This is a genomic window from Paraburkholderia aromaticivorans, from assembly GCF_002278075.1.
GTDB classification, from domain to species: Bacteria; Pseudomonadota; Gammaproteobacteria; order Burkholderiales; family Burkholderiaceae; genus Paraburkholderia; species Paraburkholderia aromaticivorans.
Genome location: NZ_CP022989.1, coordinates 897229 through 917017, shown reverse-complemented (window position 1 = coordinate 917017; position 19789 = coordinate 897229). Strand labels below are relative to the sequence as shown.

Genomic DNA, 19789 nt, shown 5'->3' with positions numbered 1-19789 from the left:
CGCCTTCGTTACAATGGCCCCTAATCCGATAACCAGATTCAGCGATCCTTGAACTACGACACTCCGCCCGGCCTCGAAGTCGCGGCAGGCAGCCAAGGCAAGATCGTCCGGCTCTCTGGCCAGTGGACGGCGCTCGCGCTCGCGCGCGACCGGGCCACCGGGCACGTCATTCCTCTGCTGCGTTCGCTGGTCGGCGCCGAAGGCATCGGCGAGTGGGACCTGTCGCGTATCGACCGGATGGACCACGTGGGCGGCCAGGCGCTGTGGCGCGTGTGGGGCCACAAGATGCCGGCGGACACCACGCTCACCGACACGCAACGCGACATTTTCGAGCGCATCGCGCTGCTCGACACCGTGCGCGAGACGGCCGAGCCGGTGATCAAACTCGATCCGCTCACGCGTCTCGGGCTCGCGATCTTTTCATTCTTCGAGCACCTGTACGGCGGCGTGGCGATGCTCGGGCGCGTCGTGCTCGATCTGATGGCGATCGTGCGCAAGCCGAACATCACGCCGTGGACCGAGATCTCTGCCAACATCTATAACGCCGGCACCAAGGCCTTGCCGATCACGGCGCTGGTCGCGTTCCTGATCGGCATCGTGCTGAGCTATCTGTCGGCGCAGCAACTGCGGCTTTTTGGCGCGAACCAGTATATCGTCAACATTCTCGGTCTCTCCGTGATCCGCGAACTCGGGCCGGTGCTCTCGGCGATTCTGGTGGCGGGCCGCTCGGGTTCGGCCATCACCGCGCAGATCGGCGTGATGCGCGTGACCGAGGAACTCGACGCCATGCGCGTGATGGGCATTCCGCACGGGTTGCGGCTGATCCTGCCACGGGTGCTGGCGCTCGGCGTGGCGATGCCGCTGCTCGTCATGTGGACCAACATCATCGCGCTGACCGGCGGCGCGCTGGCCGCCAAGATCGTGCTCGGCATCGACATGAGCTATTTCGCGCGGGCTTTGCCGGGCGTCGTGCCGGTTGCGAATCTGTGGATCGGGCTCGGCAAGGGCGTCGTGTTCGGTATGCTGATCGCGATCGTCGGCTGTCATTTCGGTTTCCGTATCAAGGCCAATTCGCAAAGTCTCGGCGAAGGCACGACGACTTCGGTGGTGACCTCGATTACGATCGTGATTCTCGCGGACGCTGTGTTCGCGATTCTTTTCCAGAACGTGGGGCTCGGATGATCGCGCCACTCACTCAGGCCGTGCGCGGCCAGCCCGTCCCCTCGATCGCCGAGCCGGTGATCGAAGTGATCGACGTGACCAAGCGCTACGGCCGCAACATCGTGCATCAGCATCTCAATCTGGACGTGCGGCGCGGCGAGATCATGGCGATCGTGGGCGGCTCGGGTTCGGGCAAGACCACGCTGGTGCGGCAGATTCTCGGTCTCGAGCGTCCTTCGTCCGGCACCATCAAGCTGTTCGGCGAGGATCTCGCGACCATTTCGCCGGAAACCGCGCTGCTGATGCGCAGCCGCTCCGGCATGCTGTTTCAGCGCGGCGCGCTGTTCTCGTCGCTGTCGGTGTTCGACAACATCGCGCAACCGGTGCGCGAACTCGGCAAGGTGCCCGAAGATCTGCTGCGCGACATCGTGATGCTCAAGCTCGAGATGGTCGGCCTGCCGTGCAAGCATGCGTCGAAAATGCCGTCGGCTCTGTCGGGCGGCATGATCAAACGGGTGGGCATTGCCCGGGCCATCGCGCTCGAACCCGAACTGCTCTTTCTCGACGAGCCGACCGCCGGGCTCGATCCGCAGGCGTCCGATGAATTCGTCGAGCTGATCTCCGCGCTGCATCGCGCGCTCGGTCTGACGGTGGTGATGGTCACACACGATCTCGACACGATGATCGCGCTGTCCACCCGCGTCGCGGTGCTGGCCGACCGCAAGGTGCTGGTCGCCGCGCCGGTCGAAGAGGCGGCGGCGGTCGATCATCCTTTCATCCGCGAATATTTCCTCGGCTTGCGCGGGCGGCGCGCATTGCAGGCATTGCCGCCGGAGCGCCGCGCGAAGCTGCCGCGCGCGGCGCTCGAGCCGGCGTCGTCCGAATTGCCGCTGTGAACCAGGGAACCTGACAATGGAAAACAAATCACATGCCTTCTGGGCCGGGCTCTTCACGATCGTTTTGCTGACGGCAATCGCAGTCGCGGCTTTTTTGTTCAACGTCGACCGTTCCGTGCGGGTGCCGTACGATCTGATTGCGCGCACCAACGTGACGGGCCTGTTTACCGACGCCGCCGTGCGTTATCGCGGACTCGACGTCGGCAAGGTGCAGTCGATCAAATTCGATCCGGATCATCCGGGGCAGATTCTGATCCGCATCCTCGTCGACACGCACGCGCCGATTACCCATTCGACGTTCGGCAGCCTGGGTTTCCAGGGCGTGACGGGGATTGCCTTCATCCAACTGGATGACAGTGGGCGCGACCCGTCGCCGCTGCCGTCGTCGGCCAAACAGGTGGCGCAGCTGCCCATGCGCCCCGGCTTGCTCGATCAGTTGCAGCAACGCGGCGACGTGCTGCTGCGTAAACTCGAAAAAGTCGCAAACGACGTCGACAATCTGTTGTCGCCGGAAATGGCCGCGCAGTTGCAAGGCACGGCGGCGAGCCTCCAGAAGGCCGCGGACGGCGTCGCTACGCTGACCCAGCAAATCGCGCCGGCCGCCGGCAAGTTGCCCGGCACGCTCGACCAGCTGGACCGCACGCTGGCGTCGACCAATCAGCTGATCACGGGTCTGAACCGCCCGGACGGTCCGTTCGAGACCAACCTGAACAAGGTCGGCACGGCGGCGCAACAGGCCGGCGACGCGCTGACGTCGATGAACGGCTCGTTGCAGGAGCTGTCGGCGCGGGTCGGCTACGACACCTTGCCGCGCGTCAATTCGCTCGCTGACGACGTGCGCTCCGCGGCCCGCTCGGTGGACCGCGCAGCCGATACGTTCAGCACCAGTCCGCGCAGCGTGCTGTTCGGCGCGCCGGGCGCGGCGCCCGGCCCTGGCGAAGCAGGCTTCACCTGGCCTGCCGCCCGCGCCGCCAAATGATTCTGAAGGTTTGAAGAAAGGAAGATTGTCATGTCACGCTCGATTTACCGATTGTCCTCGCGTGCCGCGCTGGCGGTGCTGCTCGCATTCGGCGTGCTGGCCGCGGGCTGCGCCGGTAACCCCGCGGCGATCTCGGACCTTCGCTACGACTTCGGGCCGCCCGCGCCGGCGGCGTCCGCAGGCACGTCGCCGGCCGTGAAGGTGCTCGACGTGAGCGCGCCCGACGTGCTCGAGTCGGACAAGCTGATTTACCGCCTCAGCTACGCCGACGCGCAGCAGACGGGGGCTTACGCGAACAGCCACTGGACCATGATGCCTTCGCAGCTGCTGACCCAGCGTCTGCGTGGCGCGCTCAGTTCGCGCGGCACCGTGCTGACGGGCGCCGACGGCGTGTCCGCGCCGGTGCTGAAGGTCGATCTGAGCCAGTTCGAGCAGGTCTTCGACAGCCGGTCCGAAAGTCACGCGGCCGTCACCGCGCGCGCCACGCTCATCCAGAGCGGCAAGGTGATCGGTCAGCGCACCTTCCTCGCGCGCGCGCCGTCCAGTTCGGCGGACGCCGCCGGCGGCGCGCAGGCGCTTGCCACCGCCAGCGACGATCTGGTCGCGCAGATCGGCGCGTGGCTCGGCGTGCAGGCGCTGGTCGCCGCGCAATGACCGGCTCGCAGCGCACGCAACGGAGCGCTGCATGAGCGAACGACCCTGGCTGCGCCGTCCGTCGGCGCTCGCCCGGCAAGCGCTGGTGCTGTATGCCGCGTTGATCGTCTACGGTTCGTGGTATCCGTTTTCGGGCTGGCGTTCGCTCGGCCTCGGTCCGTTTGCCTATCTGTCCGATCCCATGCCGCAGTACCTGACGGCGTTCGACGTCGTCACCAACGTGCTCGGCTATATGCCGTTCGGCGCGCTGGTGGTGCTCGCGCTGTATCCGCGCTGGCGCGGCACGCTGGCGGTCGCGCTCGCCTTCCTGCTCGGCGGCCTGCTGTCCGGCGTGATGGAAGCCGTGCAAACCTATCTGCCCACGCGTGTCGCCTCCAATCTCGATCTCGCCGCCAACGCGCTCGGCGCGCTGCTCGGCGCCGCGATCATGTCGCCGGCCACGGGCGCGCTGCTCGATCGCGGCTTGCTGCGGCGCGTTCGGCTCGTGTGGTTCGAGCGCGATCGCGCCGCGCTCGCGTGTCTGGTCGCCGCGTGGCCGTTCGCGACGATGTACCCGGCGCCGCGTCTGTTCGGTCTCGGCAACTGGCCGCGCGCGCTATGGCTGCGTTTCGATTCGACCACGCAAGACGTCTTGCTCGCGTGGACGCCGCCGGGCTGGCACGTCGGCAGCTGGCCGGCGCTCGTCGCCGCCTGGATGCCCGACGACGTTTGGGAAGCCGTGATCACCACGCTCAATCTGTTCGCCGCGCTCGCGCTGGCGTCGTTGCCGGTGCGCCGCCATGCGCCGCGCGTGCGTCTGTTGCTGCTGTTTATTTTCATCACCTTGTGCGTGAAGGTCGGCGCGACGTTTCTGCAGTCGCAGTCCGGTCTCGCGTTCGACTGGGCCACGCCCGGCGCGCTCGCGGGGCTCGCGTGCGGCACCGCGGCCGCGCTGTGCGCGCTGCGTCTGCGGCGCAGGTCGCGAGCGGCGCTGGCGGGCGGCGCGCTGGCGCTCGCGCTGGTGTTCGTCAACCTGTTGCCCGTGAATCCGTATTTCGATGCCGTGCTCGCCGACTGGCGGCAAGGGCGTTATCTGCATTTCAACGGTCTCGCGCACTGGCTCGCATGGATCTGGCCGTATGCGGCGCTGGTGTGGCTGGCGTATGTCGTCGAGCAGGCGTGGCTCAAGCGGCGCATGAAGCACGCGTGAGGCGGCGGCGGTGAAGCATCGTGCGGCACCGATGAAGCAGGTGCGAAGCAGCGGTAAAAGCATGCGTGAGGCATGGATGAAGCAGTCGCGAAGCACGCGTGCAGCACGCATGAAGCAGGTGCGAAGCACGCAAGGAGCCCCGCCAAGGCGGGCGTGAGGCGGGCGTGAAACGGGCGTGCCCGCAGGCTCGAAGCGCCCCCGGCGTCAGCGACCGCCAGTCCCGCTCGTTATAATCGTTCGCACGACAGGCGCGCCGCTGTGCATCCAGCGCCATTCCGACACTGGCAGTTTCGCCCCCGGACATCATGGATTCCTTCTACAAGTACCACGTCTTCTTCTGTCTCAATCAGCGCGACCCTGGCGCCGAACGCCCGAGCTGCGCGAACTGCAACGCGCAGGAGATGCAGGAGCATGCGAAAAAACGCGTGAAGCAACTCGGTCTCGCAGGTCCGGGTCAGGTGCGCATCAACAAAGCCGGTTGCCTCGACCGCTGCGAACTCGGCCCGGCGCTCGTCGTGTATCCGGAGGGCGTCTGGTACACGTATGTCGACGAGAGCGACATCGACGAAATCGTCGACTCGCATCTCGTGAACGGCAAGATCGTCGAGCGTCTGAAAATCGATCAATAAGCCTCGCCATGAACGCACATACGAAGAAGTATCTGATCGACGGCCCGGTCGGCAAGATCGAGGTCGCGCTGGACCTGCCCGACGAGACGCGCGAGAACGGTGCCGCGCCGCGCGGCATCGCGCTCGTCGCGCATCCGCATCCGCTGTTCGGCGGCACGATGGACAACAAGGTCGCGCAGACGCTCGCGCGCACGCTCGTGCAGTTGAACTACGTGACCTATCGCTCGAATTTTCGCGGCGTCGGCGAAACGCAAGGGGAGCATGACGCGGGCATCGGCGAGCGCGACGATCTGCGCGCCGTGCTCGACCATATGCGCGCCGCGCCGGGTCAGGCCGATCTACCGCTCGTGCTGGCGGGATTTTCGTTCGGCACGTTCGTGCTGTCGCACGTGGCCGCGAAGCTGCGTGACGAAGGTCAGGAGATCGAGCGAATGGTGCTGGTCGGCACGGCGGCGAGCCGCTGGGACGTGGCCCCGGTGCCGGAAAACACGCTCGTGATTCACGGCGAAACCGACGAGACGGTTCCCATTCAATCCGTTTACGACTGGGCGCGGCCGCAGGAGCTGCCGGTCGTCGTGATTCCGGGAGCGGAGCATTTTCTGCATCGCAAGCTGCACGTTCTGAAGCGCATCATCGTCGACGCGTGGCGATGATCGGCATGCGCCGTGTGTTTTCCGGGGTACAGGTACGCACAAACGCAAATTAATCGCCGCCATTTGCGCAAAGTTACCGGGAGAGCACGCGTATAATGGCGACTCTTTTTTGGGCGCAGCGCCGCCCATCCGGCAGTTCGCGCGACGCGTAGCGTCTTTTCGCCGCAGCGGTGCCGGATACGGGGCGTGCTGCGCGAACCGATCGCGTGGCCGGAAGTCCAACGGGCGCCGCGCCGTTTTTACGGCCGGACGCTCGCCGACCGGCTCTTCCAAACAATGCGCCCTGCGCGCGATGTACTTTTCTGCACGAATCGACCCTATGCGTTTCTTCACCTCCGGCCGCACGTCATTCCCTTCGGTTGCTTCCTTCGTTTCTCCTTCGCTTAGCCGTGCCGTGACCCTCGGCGTGGTGCTGCCGGCCACGCTCGCCGCCAGCACGGCATTCGCGCAAGTGCCGCCGCCGGCGGTGAACGCGCGCTCATGGGTGCTCGTCGACGCCACCAGCAACCAGGTGCTCGCCTCGGGCAATGCCGACGAACGCGTGGAACCCGCGTCGCTCACCAAGCTGATGACGGCTTACCTCGTCTTCGAAGCACTGCAGACGAAGAAGATCACGATGGAACAGACGGTCATGCCGAGCGAAGGGGTGCGCCGCGTGCGGACCGACGAATCGCGCATGTTCATCGAAGCGAACAAGCCGGTGACCGTGCACGATCTGGTCTACGGCATGATCGTCCAGTCGGGTAACGACGCTGCGATCGCGCTGGCCGAACTGGTCGGCGGCAGCGAGTCGCAGTTCGTCAACATGATGAACACCGAAGCGCAGCGTCTCGGCATGAAGCACACGCATTTCGCCGATGTGAACGGCATGCCCGACCCGCAGCACTACACGACCGCGGGCGACCTCGCGATCCTGTCGGCACGGCTGATTCGCGACTTCCCGGACTACTACAACATCTTCTCGGTCAAGGAATTCACGTACAACAAGATCAAGCAGCCGAACCGCAACCGCCTGTTGTGGATCGACCCGACGGTGGACGGTCTGAAGACCGGTCACACGCAAGCCGCGGGTTACTGCCTGATCGCGAGCGCGAAGCGTTCGCTGCCGGGCGCGAACGACGCGTCGCGCCGTCTCGTCTCTGTCATGATGGGCGAGACCAAGGAACACGACCGCGTGCAGGACAGCCTGAAGATGCTGAACTACGGCTACACCGCATACGACACGGTGCGTCTGTACAAGGCGAACCAGGTGGTGGGCACGCCGCGTGTCTACAAGGGTGCGCAGGACACCGTGCAGATCGGCGTGAAGGGCGATCAGTACATCACCGTGCCGAAGGGTATGGGCGACAAGGTGAAGCCGCAGATCGAGCAGATCGATCCGCTGATCGCGCCGCTCGCGAACGGTCAGCAGGTCGGCACGGTGAAGCTGGTTGCAGACGGCAAGGTGCTGGCGCAGTTCCCGGTGGTGGCCTTGCAGGCCGTGCCGCAAGCCGGCGTGGTGGGCCGCGTGTGGGATTCGCTGATGCTCATGTTCAACAAGAAGAAGTAAGAGCCCGATTGCAATGACCGCTGTTTCCGATGTTTCGCCCGATCCGATCGTCTATCTGAACGGTGAGTTGGTGCCGTTGTCCGAAGCGCGTGTGCCTGTTCTCGACCGCGGCTTTATTTTCGGCGACGGCATTTATGAAGTCGCGCCGCTCTATGCCCATCCCGCGCATGCGGGCGCGCGTACGCCGTTTCGCTTCCAGCAGCACCTGGCGCGCCTCGCGCGCTCGGTCGGCAAGATCGGCATCGCCAATCCGTTCGACGACGCCGGCTGGCGCGCGCTGATCGGGCAGGTGGTCGCGGCGAACGAGGCGGACGGCGGTTTGCGCGCCGATCAGGACGCGATTGCCTATATCCAGGTCACGCGCGGTGTCGCGAAACGGGGTCATGCGTTTCCGGTTGGCATCCAGCCGACCGTGTTCGTGATGGTCACGCCGCTCAACCTGCCGGACGCGGTGCAGCGCGCGCAAGGTGTGCGGTGCGTCACCGCGGAAGATCGTCGCTGGCTCAATTGCGATATCAAGTCGGTGTCGCTGCTCGGCAACGTGCTGATGGCGCAATACGCCGCGGAGAACGACGCGTTCGAGACCATCCAGTTTCGCGACGGCATGCTGACCGAAGGGTCGTCGTCGAATGTATGGATGGTGAAGGACGGCGTGTTGTCCGCGCCGCCGCGCAGCCACAAGATTCTCGAAGGGATTCGCTACGGCCTGATCGAGGAACTGACGGGCGAATGCGGCATCCGCTTCGAAGCGCGCGAGATCAGCGAAGCCGAACTGCGCGCGGCAGACGAGATCATCGTCAGTTCGGCAACCAAGGAAGTGCTGCCGGTCACGCAGCTCGATGGCCGGCCGGTCGGCGAAGGCAAGCCGGGTGCCGTCTTTGCGGCGCTGTACGCGGCGTATCAGCGAGCCAAGACCCAGCAAGCGCGCGAGGCGCAGCAAGGAGTAGAGAATGAGTCCCGTGAACGAATCGCTGTTTGAGTTTCCTTGCGATTTCCCGATCAAGATCATGGGCAAATCGCACCCCGAGTTCGCCGAGACGATCGTCACGGTGGTCCGTCGGTTCGACAATGAAGTCGACGAATCGCGCGTCGAGATGCGGCCGTCCAGCGGTGGCAATTACACCGGACTGACGGTCACGGTGCGCGCCACGAGCCGCGAGCAGCTCGACGATATCTACCGCGCGCTCACCGGTCACCCGATGGTGAAGGTCGTGCTTTGAGGCTTCGGCCGGCGTCGTGTTTTACGGTCTGACGCGCAACGCGTTCGCTGCCATATCGACGCTTGCGCCGGGCCCCGCCTCACAGGCGCGGTCGAAAAGCTGCTTGAAACGCCCCACCTCCTCGAACACCCAGTCGCGAAACGCCCTGACCCGGGCCGTTTCGAGCATCTGCGGCGGGCAGATGAAGTAGTACTGCCATGGACTCGGTCCATCCACATCGAACAAGCGCACAAGGCGGCCCGCCGCGATTTCGTGCATGGCCAGCGACCGGCGCGTGAGCGCGACGCCCTGGCCGTCGATGGCCGCCTGCAGCAGATTCGACGAATCCTGATACAGCACGCCGCGCTTGGGCTCGGGCCAGTCGCTGAGGCCGGCGGCGTCGAACCAGGGGCGCCATAGCTCGTCGTCGGAACGCAGCAGCGGGACCTTGGCCAGATCGGCGGGCGTTTGCGGCAGCTTGCCGCCGTTGAAATTCGGCGCGCAGGCGGGAAAGAAGATCTCCTCCAGCAGCAACTCCGAATGCAGCCCCGAATATTTGCCGAAGCCGAAACGGATTGCCACGTCGACGTCGTCGCGCGCGAAATCCGTCAGCGCGTTGGTGGACAGCAATTCGAGGTCCCATTGCGGATGCGCTTCGATAAAGCTGCCGACGCGCGGCGTCACCCAGCGTGCAGCAAACGACGACAACATGGACACGACCAGCCGCCGCTCGCGGTCGCCGGCGCGGATCTGGCGGGTGGCGTCGGCGAGCGCCATCAGCGCGGAGCGCACGTGGGTGGCGTAGCGCCGGCCGGTCTCGGTGAGCCGCACGCGCTTGCCGTCGCGCGCGAACAGCGAGACGCCCAGTTCGGCCTCCAGCGCGCGAATCTGGTGGCTGACGGCGCCGTGGGTGACGAAAAGCTCGTCGGCGGCGCGCGAGAAGCTCTCGTGGCGGGCCGCGGCCTCGAATGCCTTGATCGCGTTCAGCGCGGGTAGTTGCCGAAGGTCCATGCCAATATTTCTCACATAGAGATGAAAATAGATCGTTTTGCGTAAACCCTTGCTACGCCTAGGATTGTAGTCACGAAACGATTTTTGGCGAGGGCATCATGCGAGAAATTTCCTCTAGCATCGCGTTTGAAATCCGCACCGGCGAAACGGTTCCTCTGAAGGTGGCGCGCAGCACCAAGCTGGTCGTTCGCGGCGGCGCCGTATGGATCACGCGCAGCGACGATACGGAAGACTACTGGCTGCAACCCGGCCATACGCTGCGGCTGCGGCGCGGCGAACGGCTGTGGCTGAGCGCTGAAGGCGACACGCAGGCAAAGGTGGCGTTTTCCGTGCCGACGCGTTGCGACGAGCGAGCGCTGAACTGGTTCGCGCGGATCGGCGAACGGCTGGCGGCGCGTGTGCGGGGCGGCTGGCGCACGGTTTGACAGGTGCCGCGGATGCGTTGGATTGGGCGAACGGCGCTGCTGGAGGGCCAAGGCCGCGCCGCGGGCTCAACCGCTCGATGGCGTTTGGCACGACCGGCAGCCGCGCCATGGCGATTCTCCGTCGAGGCGCGGCCAGCAGGCTCCCGACTTGACGCTTCCGATGTCTTCACTTCCGGCGGGGATTCCCAGATTTCGGTAAACTGACGAAATCATGTCCGCCACCCCGGTTTCACCCACTCCTGTGCCTGCCTCGGCGCCGCTTACGCTGCGCTGGCGTGGCGGCGAACCCTACGAAGCCAGTTTCGAAGCCATGCGCGCGTTCACCGACGAGCGCACCGCCGACACCCCCGACGAAATCTGGCTGGTCGAACACCCTCCCGTCTTTACGCTAGGCCAGGCGGGCGATCCCGCCCATCTGCTGGCCGCTGACAGCGGTATTCCTCTGGTCAAAGTCGACCGGGGCGGGCAGATCACCTATCACGGGCCGGGGCAGGTGGTGGCCTACCTGCTGCTCGATTTGCGCCGTCGCAAGCTGATGGTGCGCGAGTTGGTCACGCGGATCGAGCAAGCCGTGATCGACACGCTTGCGGCGTATAATCTCGCCGGAGAACGAAAGGCGGGCGCCCCCGGTATTTATGTCGCGCCCGGGCCGGCTGCCGGATTGCACGCTGGCGCCAAGATCGCGGCGCTGGGTTTGAAAATTCGCAATGGCTGCAGCTATCACGGCGTGAGCCTGAACGTGAAGATGGATTTGCGGCCGTTTCTGGCCATCAATCCGTGTGGCTACGCGGGGCTCGAAACAGTCGATATGGCAACGCTAGGCGTTGCCGCCGGCTGGGACGACGTGGCCCGTACCTTTGCAGCATGTCTCACCGCAAACCTCGACGGCAGTCCCGCGGCCGTCGCCCAACCACAGGCCGGTGCTCTCACCGCCTGACTGGACCGAACGAATGACTGACGTTACCGCGAACCTCGCAGCTTCCCCCGCGCCGGATGCCGTGCCGGCTCCCGCCGCTGCCTACGACGCCACTGCGAAGCAGAAGGCGCAAGCCAAAACCGCCCGTATCCCCATCAAGGTCATCCCGATCGAGAAGCTCAAGAAGCCAGACTGGATTCGCGTCAAAGCGGCCACCGGTAATTCGCGCTTCTATGAAATCAAGCAGATCCTGCGCGAGCACAATCTGCATACGGTGTGTGAAGAAGCGAGCTGCCCGAACATTGGCGAATGCTTCGGCAAGGGCACTGCGACCTTCATGATCATGGGCGACAAGTGCACGCGCCGCTGCCCGTTCTGCGACGTCGGTCACGGCCGTCCCGATCCGCTCGACGTGGACGAACCCGGCAACCTCGCACGCACTATCGCCGCGCTGAAGCTGAAGTACGTGGTGATCACCAGCGTCGACCGTGACGATTTGCGTGACGGCGGGGCGGCACACTTCGTGGAATGTATTCGTCAGACGCGTGAGCTGTCGCCGGATACGCGCATCGAAATTCTGACGCCGGATTTCCGCGGCCGTCTGGATCGCGCGCTTGGCATTCTGAATGCCGCACCGCCCGATGTGATGAACCATAACCTCGAAACGGTGCCGCGTCTGTACAAGGAAGCGCGCCCGGGTTCGGACTACGCGCATTCGCTGAAGCTGCTGAAGGACTTCAAGGCGCTGCATCCTGACGTGGCCACCAAGTCCGGGCTGATGGTCGGCCTTGGCGAAACCGAAGAAGAGATTCTGCAAGTGATGCGCGACCTGCGCGAACACGACGTGGACATGCTGACGATCGGCCAGTACCTGCAACCGTCGGAGCACCATCTGCCGGTGCGCTCGTACGTGCACCCGGACACGTTCAAGATGTACGAGGAAGAAGCGTACAAGATGGGTTTCACGCACGCAGCCGTGGGCGCGATGGTGCGTTCGAGCTACCACGCTGATTTGCAGGCGCACGGAGCCGGCGTGGTCTGAGTATTTTCGCTAGCTCTGTTTGTCAGATTGAGAAAGCCTGCACATGTTGCAGGCTTTTCTCTTTGGGCGGTCGGACATGGGGTGTTGAAATCATGCCCAGTTGATCCGAACCTACGAGTCACCGGTAATACCGCGCGAGCAGCATGCAGATCGAGGCCATCGTTCCGCCGATGATGGAAAAGGGAATCGTGAGTTCGATGATGCGATAACGCAGCTCACGATTCTCCATGATATGGTCGATCAGATTGGGCACTTAAGTTCTCCCAGTTGGACGTGCTCAAAAGTATAGCTCGGATTTTCTTCAATTAGTTAGGTTAACGAATAATGAGATAGAGGGAATGTGGCGGCTATCGTTGCTGTCATGATCACTGACGCCCACATCAATCTTCGCTCGGGTGGTTCGTCTGCGCAGCGAGATCCAGCGTGCGGCGCGGAGTCAGCCGCTGCGAACGATACGAGGATGCACGCCGCAACCAAAAATAGGGCATGCCAGAGCAATCCCGCCAGCATGAAAGCCAGCGTGTTTCTTGTGGATGCTCCGCTCAACGCGCTTCCGATCTCGTAGCATGCGCTCGCGCACATCGAAATGACGACCCAGAGAAGCTGTCCGTCCTGGACTGAACGTATCGCAATCCCCTTCGACGAATCCCGATAAAAGCGCGAAAAGCTCAACAGTGGAAGCAGCGCGAAAGGCGCACACACGGGCACGCCGACGTTAAAGAATAGCCAACTGAGACACCTAAGAAAATCGATCATAGGAATGCTAATTTCGACAACGAAAGGATGATCCGGCCGCAGCCAATCCCGGGTCAATCTGCCGAACAGCCAGCTTGCGCACAGGCGCCGCTAACCGCATCATTTGCTGGAACCGTTCGACTGCACGCAGCAGCAGTCGCGGCTTACCAACCCAACGTGAAAAGCAATGCTAAAACAGCGTGATTAGCAATCGCGGATTAATTAGAACCGGCCGCGAACAAACTGCCTATAGTCGAAAGCCTCCCGAACTCCACTTACACAAGAGGCTTTCCGATGAACCGCTTCCGCCGTTCGCTGGCCGCGTTCGCCACGCTGCTTGCACTGTCCGCGCCGTTTGCATCCGTGGCGCACGCCGACACTAAAGAAGTCGTGATTGCGTATCAGGACATGGTGGTGCCGTGGCGCTACGCGCAGGCCACCGGCGAAGTGGAAAAAGCCACCGGCTACAAGGTCACCTACCGTAAGCTCGGCAGCGGCGCCGACGTGATCCGCGCCCTGGCCTCCGGCTCGGTGCAGCTCGGTGAAGCTGGTTCGAGCCCGATCGCCGCGGGTCTGTCGCAGGGCGTGGACATTTCGCTGTTCTGGATTCTCGACAATATCAACGACGCCGAAGCGCTGGTCGCTCGCGACGGCTCCAATGTTTCGAGCGTCGCCGGCCTCAAAGGCAAGAAGATCGGCGTGCCGTTCGTCTCCACCTCGCACTTTCACACACTGGTCGCGTTGCAGAACGCCGGCGTGAATCCGTCCGACGTCAAGATCGTCAACCTGCGCCCGCCTGAAGTCGCGGCGGCGTGGGAGCGCGGCGACATCGACGCGACGTACATCTGGGATCCCGTGCTCGCCAAGGTCAAGAAGAGCGGCAAGGTACTCATCACGTCGGGGCAGGTCGCGCAGCAGACCGGCAAGGCGACCTTCGACGGGTTCGTCGTCGATCGCAAGTTCGCCAGTCAGAACGCCGAGTTCGTCACGCGTTTCGTGAAGGTGCTCGCCGCCACCGACGCGAATTATCGCGACCACACCTCCGCATGGACGGCTTCGTCGCCGCAGGTCGAGGCGGTCGCCAAAGAGTCCGGCGCCAATGCGCAGGAAGTGCCGGCGAGCCTCGCGCTGTACGCGTTCCCGACGCCCGCTCAGCAGGCGTCGAATGCGTGGCTTGGCGGCGGCGCGCAATCGGGCGCGGCGAAGTCGCTGGCTGCCACCGCGGCGTTTCTGAAGACGCAAGGCACGATCCAGAACGTGCTGGCCGATTACTCGACCGGCGTCGATCCACAGTTCGTGCAACGCGCGGCGCATTGATCGTCGCGCGCTGTTTTCAATCAGCATCATGAGGTCCGGCGATGAGCGGTCTTGAAATACGGCAACTGCACGTCGCCTACGAAGGCCCGCGCGGCGCGGCGCCGCACCTCGCGCTGGCCGATGTCGATCTGCGCATCGAACCCGGCGAGTTCGTGGTCGCGCTGGGCGCGTCGGGCTGCGGCAAGACGACCTTGCTCAACTGCATTGCGGGTTTTATCCAGCCGACCGGAGGCGAGGTGCGGCTGAACGGCGAGCCCGTTCTCGGGCCGGGCGCGGACCGCGGCGTGGTATTTCAGAAGTACGCGCTGATGCCGTGGCTCGACGTGCTCGACAATGTTGCGCTCGGCTTGCGCTTTCAGCGCGTGCCCAAGGCGGAGCGCGAGCGCGTTGCGCTCGAAATGCTGAAGCTCGTCGGACTGCAGAAGCATGCGCGCTCGCGGGTCTATGCGCTCTCAGGCGGCATGCAGCAACGCGTGGGGATCGCCCGCGCGCTGGCGAGCGATCCGCAAGTGCTGCTGATGGACGAACCGATGGGCGCGCTCGACGCCATGACGCGCGAGTCCATGCAGGAACTCGTACTCGACGTCTGGGGCCGCACGCGCAAGACGGTGTTCTTCATTACCCACAGCGTCGAAGAGGCGCTCTTTCTCGCGACCCGCCTCGTCGTCATGACGCCGGGTCCGGGCCGCATCGCCGACAGCTACGGCTTGCCGTTCGCGCGGCGTTTTCTGCAGACGCGCGATGCACGCGCGGTGAAGTCGTCGGCGGATTTCATCGAATGGCGCGAGCGCCTGGTGCATCGTCTGCACGAGCGCAATCAGGAAGAGGTGGTGTCGTGACGGCTTCGCGTGAATCATTGGGCAATGTGCCGCTCGCCGAGACCGGCACCGGCGCGAGCACCGGCATGAGCACCGGCAAGCCGCGGCGGACGGCGCGCCCCGTACGCGGCTGGCGTTTGCCGGGCGAAGGCCCAACCGCGGCGCTGAGCGCGATGTCGGTCACGGCGCTCGCGGCGTTGTGGTGGCTTGCCACGCATCTGCACTGGCTGCCGCCGCTCTTTCTGCCGACACCCGAAGCCGTGTGGGCCGCCTTTATCGACGCGTGGCACGGTCGCATTCAAGGCGGCTTGCCGCTCTCCGAACACCTCGCATGGAGTGCGTTGCGGGTGTTCGGCGCGTTTGCGCTCGCCGCGGTCACGGCCGTGCCGGTCGGTATCCTGATGGGGGTAAGCCGGGTCGCGCGCGGCCTGCTCGATCCGCCGCTGGAGTTCTACCGGCCGCTGCCGCCGCTCGCGTATTTGCCGCTGGTAGTGATCTGGTTCGGCATCGACGAAACGGCGAAGATCGTCGTGATCTATCTGGCCTGTTTTGCACCGATTGCCATGGCCGCGCGCGCCGGCGTGCGCAGCGCAACGATCGAGCAGATTCATGCGGCGTATTCACTGGGCGGCCGCTTTTCGCAGATCGTGCGGCACGTGGTCTTGCCGGCGGCGTTGCCGGAGATTCTGACCGGCCTGCGTATTGCCATCGGCTTCGGCTGGACCACGCTGGTCGCCGCGGAAATGGTCGCGGCTACGGCGGGCCTGGGTCAGATGGTGCTGAACGCGTCGAGTTTTTTGCGCACCGACGTGGTGGTGATGGGCATTATGCTGATCGGACTGATCGCGTGGTTCTTCGATCTGGGTATGCGTGCACTGGAGCGGCGGCTCGTGCCGTGGAAAGGGCGCGCCTAGCGCGGCGGCCGCCGCGCGCGCGGGTTCGGGCTCAGGCTGAGGCTTGGGCAAACAGTTCGATCACCGGCCAGCCGCGCTCCGCGGCGACGGCGCGCAATCGCGGATCGGGATTGGTCGCGACCGGATGCGTGACGCGTTCCAGCAAGGGGACGTCGTTGATCGAATCGCTATAGAACCAGCTCTGCGGGAAATCCTGCAGGCAATGCCCAAGCGAAGCCAGCCAGCTTTCGGTGCGCGTGATCTTGCCTTCGCGGAAGGTGGGCGTGCCGACCGCCTTTCCCGTAAAGCGCGCCAACGGATCGCCGCCTTCGGTGCCGAGCTCGATTCCCAGCAGATGCTCGAATCCGAGCGCCTTGCCGATCGGCTCCGTGATGAACACGTTGGTGGCGGTGACGATGCAGCAAAGGTCGCCCGCGTCCAGATGGCGTTGCACGAGTTCGCGCGCGGCCGGCAGGATGGCAGGCGTAATCACCTGCTGCATGAACTGCGCATGCCACGCGTCGAGCTGCTCTCGTGAGTGGCGCGCGAGCGGTGCTAGCGTGTAGTTCAGATACGCGGTCATATCGAGCGTGCCGGCCACATACTGCCGGTAATAATCGTCGATTTCCTGCGCGTGCCGCACGGCGCCTTCTATACCCAATCCGGCGATGAAGTGGGCCCACGCCTGATCGCTGTCGAGCGGCAGCAGCGTGTGGTCCAGGTCGAACAGCGCAAGGTTGCGGCTCATCCAGAGTCCTCATGATTAAGTGGTCAAGCGGTCGAACTCGATGCATGACTGACCACGAGCCGGTACACACAGCAATCCACAGCTTTACACGAGCGTATATTTAAACGCACAAAATTACAATAAGGCAAAAATGTGCAACACTACTGTCATATACGCCCCGGTGCCGGTTCGCGCGGCATGCGGTTCGGGTCATGGCAGCAGGAACGGATGCGCAGTGCCTTATGTTGATTCTCCTAAACCTTCTGGCCGGTGTGGCGCTCCTCGTGTGGGGTTCGCACATTGTGCGCACCGGCATATTGCGGGTGCTCGGCGCGGATCTGCGCAGCGTGCTGGGGCGCAGCACCAGTAGCCGCTGGCGGGCATTCCTCTCGGGTGTCGGTGTCACGAGCCTCGTGCAGAGCAGCAACGCCACCGCGGTGATCGTCACGTCGTTCGCGGCGCAGGGACTGTTGCCGCTTACCAGCGGCCTCGCGATCATGCTCGGCGCCGACGTGGGCACGGCATTGATGGCGCGGGTGCTCACACTCGACCTGTCCTGGTTGTCGCCGATCCTGATTCTGCTCGGCGTGCCGCTCTTCCTGTCGCGCAAACAAACCCGTCTCGGTCAGGTCGGCCGCACGTTGATCGGCCTCGGTCTGATCCTGCTCGCGCTGCGTCTGATCGTCGAAGCCGCCCAGCCCATGATGCAAGGCGCGGGCGTGCGCGTGATGTTCGGCGCGCTGACCGGCGACACCATGCTCGACGCACTGGTCGGCGCCGCGTTCGCCATGCTGTCGTATTCGAGCCTTGCCGCCGTGCTGCTGACGGCGACGCTCGCTTCATCCGGGGTGATTTCCCTGAAGGTCGCGCTGTGCCTCGTGATCGGCGCGAATCTCGGCAGCGGCCTGCTGGCGCTTCTCGGCACCGTCGCACAGAATGCGGCCGCGCGGCGCCTCGCGTTGGGCAGCTTTGCGTTCAAGCTGGCCGGCGCGTTGCTGATCCTGCCGTTCACCTCGCTGCTCGCACGCGGGCTGCCGGTGCTGATCGCGAATCCGCGCGAAGCGACTGTCGGTTTTCACCTGATCTACAACACGCTGCGCTGCTGCGCGTGCCTCTCGCTGATCGATCCAGTGGCGCGCGTCTGCGCGCGGGTCCTACCCAACCGGCCGTTGCCGAATGGCGAGCTGCGGCCGCTCCACCTGGATACCGCGGCGCTGTCCACTCCCACGCTCGCGCTCGCGCATGCCGCACGCGAGGTGCTGCGCATCGGCGACATCGTGCGCACCATGCTCGACAATGTCGCGGACCTGATCCATCACAACAATCTGGACAAAGCGCGGGAAACGGTCCGCATGGACGACGACGTGGACGAGCTCTACGCCGCGGTCAAGACCTACTTAACGCTGATCTCGCGCGAGCAGCTCGACGAAGCCGACAGCCGCCGCTGGACCGACATCATTTCACTGACGATCAACCTCGAACATGCGGGCGATATCATCGAGCGGATCGTGGGCGATATCGAAGAAAAGAAGATCGCCCATCGGCTGTCGTTTTCGGAGGAAGGGCTGGGTGAGCTGGACGACTTGCAGGCACGGCTCGTCAGCAATCTGCAGCTCGGGCTGTCGGTGTTTCTGAACAACGATCTGCGGTGCGCCGAGCGCCTTCTCGCGGAGAAGGAGCGCTTTCGCGATCTGGAGCGCGCCTATTCATACCGGCATCTGGACCGGCTCACCGGCCAGACCTTGCGCAGCATCGAGACCAGCGCTCTGCATCTCGATCTGATCAGCGACATGAAGCGGCTCAATTCACTGTTCTGTTCGACCGCCTATCCGGTGCTCGACGCCGCCGGCGCGTTGCACGACACTCGTCTGCGCAAGCGTTCGCTCGACACGATGCATGTGAAGGAATAAACATCGAGCATCGGGCCTCGAGCTGCCAACTTCGCGGCCCAGGCCTCAAGCAAGAATGATCTCTTCGAGCTTCTTTTTCAGCGATGCAAAATCGGCGGCTTCGGCCGCCTTCTTGTTGGTGACGAGCACGTCGATCCGATCGACCGGGCAGTAGGAGATGCGGCTGCGCTGGCCGATCTTGCTGTAATCGGCGAGGATCGCCACGCGGTCCGCGTTGGCGACCATGGCGCGCGCCACTTCGGTTTCGGCGTGGTCGTAATTGGTCGCGCCGTGCCGGTGATCGATGCCGACCGGCGACAGCAGCGCGAGGTCCGCGCGATAGCGCTGGATATCGAGCACGGTGGTGGCGCCGGTGGTCGCCATCGCGCGGTCGCTGATCGAGCCGCCGAGCAGGATGACTTCGTTGGCGGTTTCGGTTTGATCGCCTCCACCGCGCATCTTCAGCGCGACATCGATCGAATTGGTGACGATGGTCAGGTTCGCGAGTTTCGCCAGTTCTTCCGCTAGCGCGGCGGTGGTGGTGCCCGCGTCGATGAAAAGCGTCTGGCCGCTCGTGATCAGTCCCGTGGCCGCCTTCGCGATGGCGGTTTTGGATTTGACGCGCATATGCGCGCGCTCGGCGATCGGCGCTTCATCGGCGGGCTTGATCGCGCCGCCATGCACGCGTCGCAGCTCGCCAAGCGCTTCGAGGTCGAGCAGATCGCGCCGCACCGTTTCGCGCGACACCCCGAGGTCCGCCATGATCCGTTCCGTGGACACACGTTGAAGCGTGGACAGCAACGCGCGAATTCTCTGATGACGATCTTCCTGCCACATGCATGTTTCCCTGGGTGCGTACGCGCGTTTATCTTGCTTGTTGTTAACTACGACATCGTGCTCACGAATGTGTGTCCGGACGATGTCAAGCGTACTACTTTAGTCGAATTGTGTTGTATTTTTTTGGCAGCTTGCAAGTTTGTGTATTTAACTTTAGCCTTCGCAGATCGAAGCGCCAAGCCTGTTTCGAACATCAAATGTTCGAAAAGGAATTGAAATGTCCGATTTCGAGCATTGAGTGGCGTTTTTTGGCAATCCGGCTGGTCTGCG

Annotated in this window: 21 protein-coding genes; 17 read left to right on the top strand and 4 right to left on the bottom strand. The window is 64.1% G+C overall.

Going from position 1 to position 19789, the window contains the following annotated elements; genetic code table 11:
• The first annotated feature begins 48 nt into the window (after nt 1–48).
• The 10 genes from CJU94_RS04105 to CJU94_RS04060 all read left to right on the top strand — a co-directional run bounded on the left by CJU94_RS04105 (nt 49) and on the right by CJU94_RS04060 (nt 8930).
• Nucleotides 49–1182 (top strand): MlaE family ABC transporter permease, encoded by a 1134-nt coding sequence (locus tag CJU94_RS04105; protein WP_095417628.1) that lies wholly within the window; start codon nt 49–51, stop codon nt 1180–1182.
• Complete coding sequence (locus CJU94_RS04100) at nt 1179–2057, top strand: ABC transporter ATP-binding protein (protein WP_095417627.1); 879 nt, start codon at nt 1179–1181, stop codon at nt 2055–2057. Before CJU94_RS04105 ends, CJU94_RS04100 begins: the two co-directional genes overlap by 4 nt.
• 16 nt (nt 2058–2073) lie before the next feature.
• Complete coding sequence (locus CJU94_RS04095; protein WP_095417626.1) at nt 2074–3036, top strand: MlaD family protein; 963 nt, start codon at nt 2074–2076, stop codon at nt 3034–3036.
• A gap of 30 nt (nt 3037–3066) precedes the next feature.
• Nucleotides 3067–3690, top strand: coding sequence for an ABC-type transport auxiliary lipoprotein family protein (locus CJU94_RS04090; protein ID WP_095417625.1), 624 nt, complete (start codon nt 3067–3069; stop codon nt 3688–3690).
• 31 nt (nt 3691–3721) lie between these two features.
• Nucleotides 3722–4879, top strand: a complete 1158-nt coding sequence (locus tag CJU94_RS04085; protein WP_095417624.1) for a VanZ family protein — start codon at nt 3722–3724, stop codon at nt 4877–4879.
• A 305-nt stretch (nt 4880–5184) separates the two neighbouring features.
• On the top strand, nt 5185–5508 hold the full coding sequence (locus CJU94_RS04080) for a (2Fe-2S) ferredoxin domain-containing protein (protein WP_095417623.1): 324 nt from the start codon (nt 5185–5187) through the stop codon (nt 5506–5508).
• A gap of 8 nt (nt 5509–5516) precedes the next feature.
• Nucleotides 5517–6161: an alpha/beta hydrolase gene (locus CJU94_RS04075; RefSeq protein ID WP_095417622.1), complete on the top strand. Its 645-nt coding sequence runs from the start codon at nt 5517–5519 to the stop codon at nt 6159–6161.
• Between the two features lie 319 nt (nt 6162–6480).
• Nucleotides 6481–7710: a D-alanyl-D-alanine carboxypeptidase family protein gene (locus tag CJU94_RS04070; RefSeq protein WP_095417621.1), complete on the top strand. Its 1230-nt coding sequence runs from the start codon at nt 6481–6483 to the stop codon at nt 7708–7710.
• Nucleotides 7711–7723: 13 nt separating this feature from the next.
• Nucleotides 7724–8689, top strand: coding sequence for a D-amino acid aminotransferase (locus CJU94_RS04065; protein WP_095417620.1), 966 nt, complete (start codon nt 7724–7726; stop codon nt 8687–8689).
• On the top strand, nt 8661–8930 hold the full coding sequence (locus tag CJU94_RS04060; protein WP_095417619.1) for a DUF493 family protein: 270 nt from the start codon (nt 8661–8663) through the stop codon (nt 8928–8930). The genes CJU94_RS04065 and CJU94_RS04060 overlap by 29 nt, the downstream gene beginning before the upstream one ends.
• 21 nt (nt 8931–8951) lie before the next feature.
• On the opposite strand, the gene CJU94_RS04055 is transcribed toward CJU94_RS04060, so the two are convergent.
• Nucleotides 8952–9920 (bottom strand): transcriptional regulator GcvA, encoded by a 969-nt coding sequence (locus CJU94_RS04055; protein WP_095417618.1) that lies wholly within the window; start codon nt 9918–9920, stop codon nt 8952–8954.
• Nucleotides 9921–10018: 98 nt separating this feature from the next.
• Here CJU94_RS04055 and CJU94_RS04050 point away from each other — a divergent pair, with 98 nt between their 5' ends.
• The 3 genes from CJU94_RS04050 (at nt 10019) to lipA (ending at nt 12303) form a co-directional block, all read left to right on the top strand.
• Entirely contained in the window at nt 10019–10345 is a 327-nt protein-coding gene (locus CJU94_RS04050) for a DUF2917 domain-containing protein (RefSeq protein ID WP_095417617.1), read from the top strand.
• A gap of 211 nt (nt 10346–10556) precedes the next feature.
• Nucleotides 10557–11282, top strand: coding sequence for a lipoyl(octanoyl) transferase LipB (gene lipB, locus CJU94_RS04045; RefSeq protein WP_095417616.1), 726 nt, complete (start codon nt 10557–10559; stop codon nt 11280–11282).
• Nucleotides 11283–11295: 13 nt separating this feature from the next.
• Complete coding sequence (gene lipA, locus CJU94_RS04040; RefSeq protein ID WP_095417615.1) at nt 11296–12303, top strand: lipoyl synthase; 1008 nt, start codon at nt 11296–11298, stop codon at nt 12301–12303.
• Nucleotides 12304–12421: 118 nt separating this feature from the next.
• Here the strand turns inward: lipA and CJU94_RS42235 are convergent, their stop codons facing one another.
• A complete protein-coding gene (locus CJU94_RS42235; protein ID WP_267886369.1) occupies nt 12422–12556 on the bottom strand; it encodes a hypothetical protein in 135 nt (44 codons plus the stop codon).
• Nucleotides 12557–13332: 776 nt separating this feature from the next.
• Between CJU94_RS42235 and tauA the strand changes: the two genes are divergently transcribed.
• The 3 genes from tauA to CJU94_RS04020 are packed head-to-tail and all read left to right on the top strand — an operon-like array spanning nt 13333 to nt 16087.
• Nucleotides 13333–14355, top strand: a complete 1023-nt coding sequence (gene tauA / locus CJU94_RS04030) for a taurine ABC transporter substrate-binding protein (RefSeq protein ID WP_095417613.1) — start codon at nt 13333–13335, stop codon at nt 14353–14355.
• A 41-nt stretch (nt 14356–14396) separates the two neighbouring features.
• Nucleotides 14397–15194, top strand: coding sequence for a taurine ABC transporter ATP-binding protein (locus CJU94_RS04025; protein ID WP_095417612.1), 798 nt, complete (start codon nt 14397–14399; stop codon nt 15192–15194).
• Nucleotides 15191–16087, top strand: coding sequence for an ABC transporter permease subunit (locus tag CJU94_RS04020; protein ID WP_095417611.1), 897 nt, complete (start codon nt 15191–15193; stop codon nt 16085–16087). Before CJU94_RS04025 ends, CJU94_RS04020 begins: the two co-directional genes overlap by 4 nt.
• A 31-nt stretch (nt 16088–16118) precedes the next feature.
• Here CJU94_RS04020 and CJU94_RS04015 read toward each other — a convergent pair whose 3' ends face one another.
• Nucleotides 16119–16814, bottom strand: coding sequence for a histidinol-phosphatase (locus tag CJU94_RS04015; protein ID WP_095417610.1), 696 nt, complete (start codon nt 16812–16814; stop codon nt 16119–16121).
• 221 nt (nt 16815–17035) lie between these two features.
• Here CJU94_RS04015 and CJU94_RS04010 point away from each other — a divergent pair, with 221 nt between their 5' ends.
• Complete coding sequence (locus CJU94_RS04010; RefSeq protein ID WP_095417609.1) at nt 17036–18703, top strand: Na/Pi cotransporter family protein; 1668 nt, start codon at nt 17036–17038, stop codon at nt 18701–18703.
• A 45-nt stretch (nt 18704–18748) separates the two neighbouring features.
• On the opposite strand, the gene CJU94_RS04005 is transcribed toward CJU94_RS04010, so the two are convergent.
• Nucleotides 18749–19519: a DeoR/GlpR family DNA-binding transcription regulator gene (locus tag CJU94_RS04005; RefSeq protein WP_095417608.1), complete on the bottom strand. Its 771-nt coding sequence runs from the start codon at nt 19517–19519 to the stop codon at nt 18749–18751.
• Nucleotides 19520–19789: the final 270 nt, after the last annotated feature.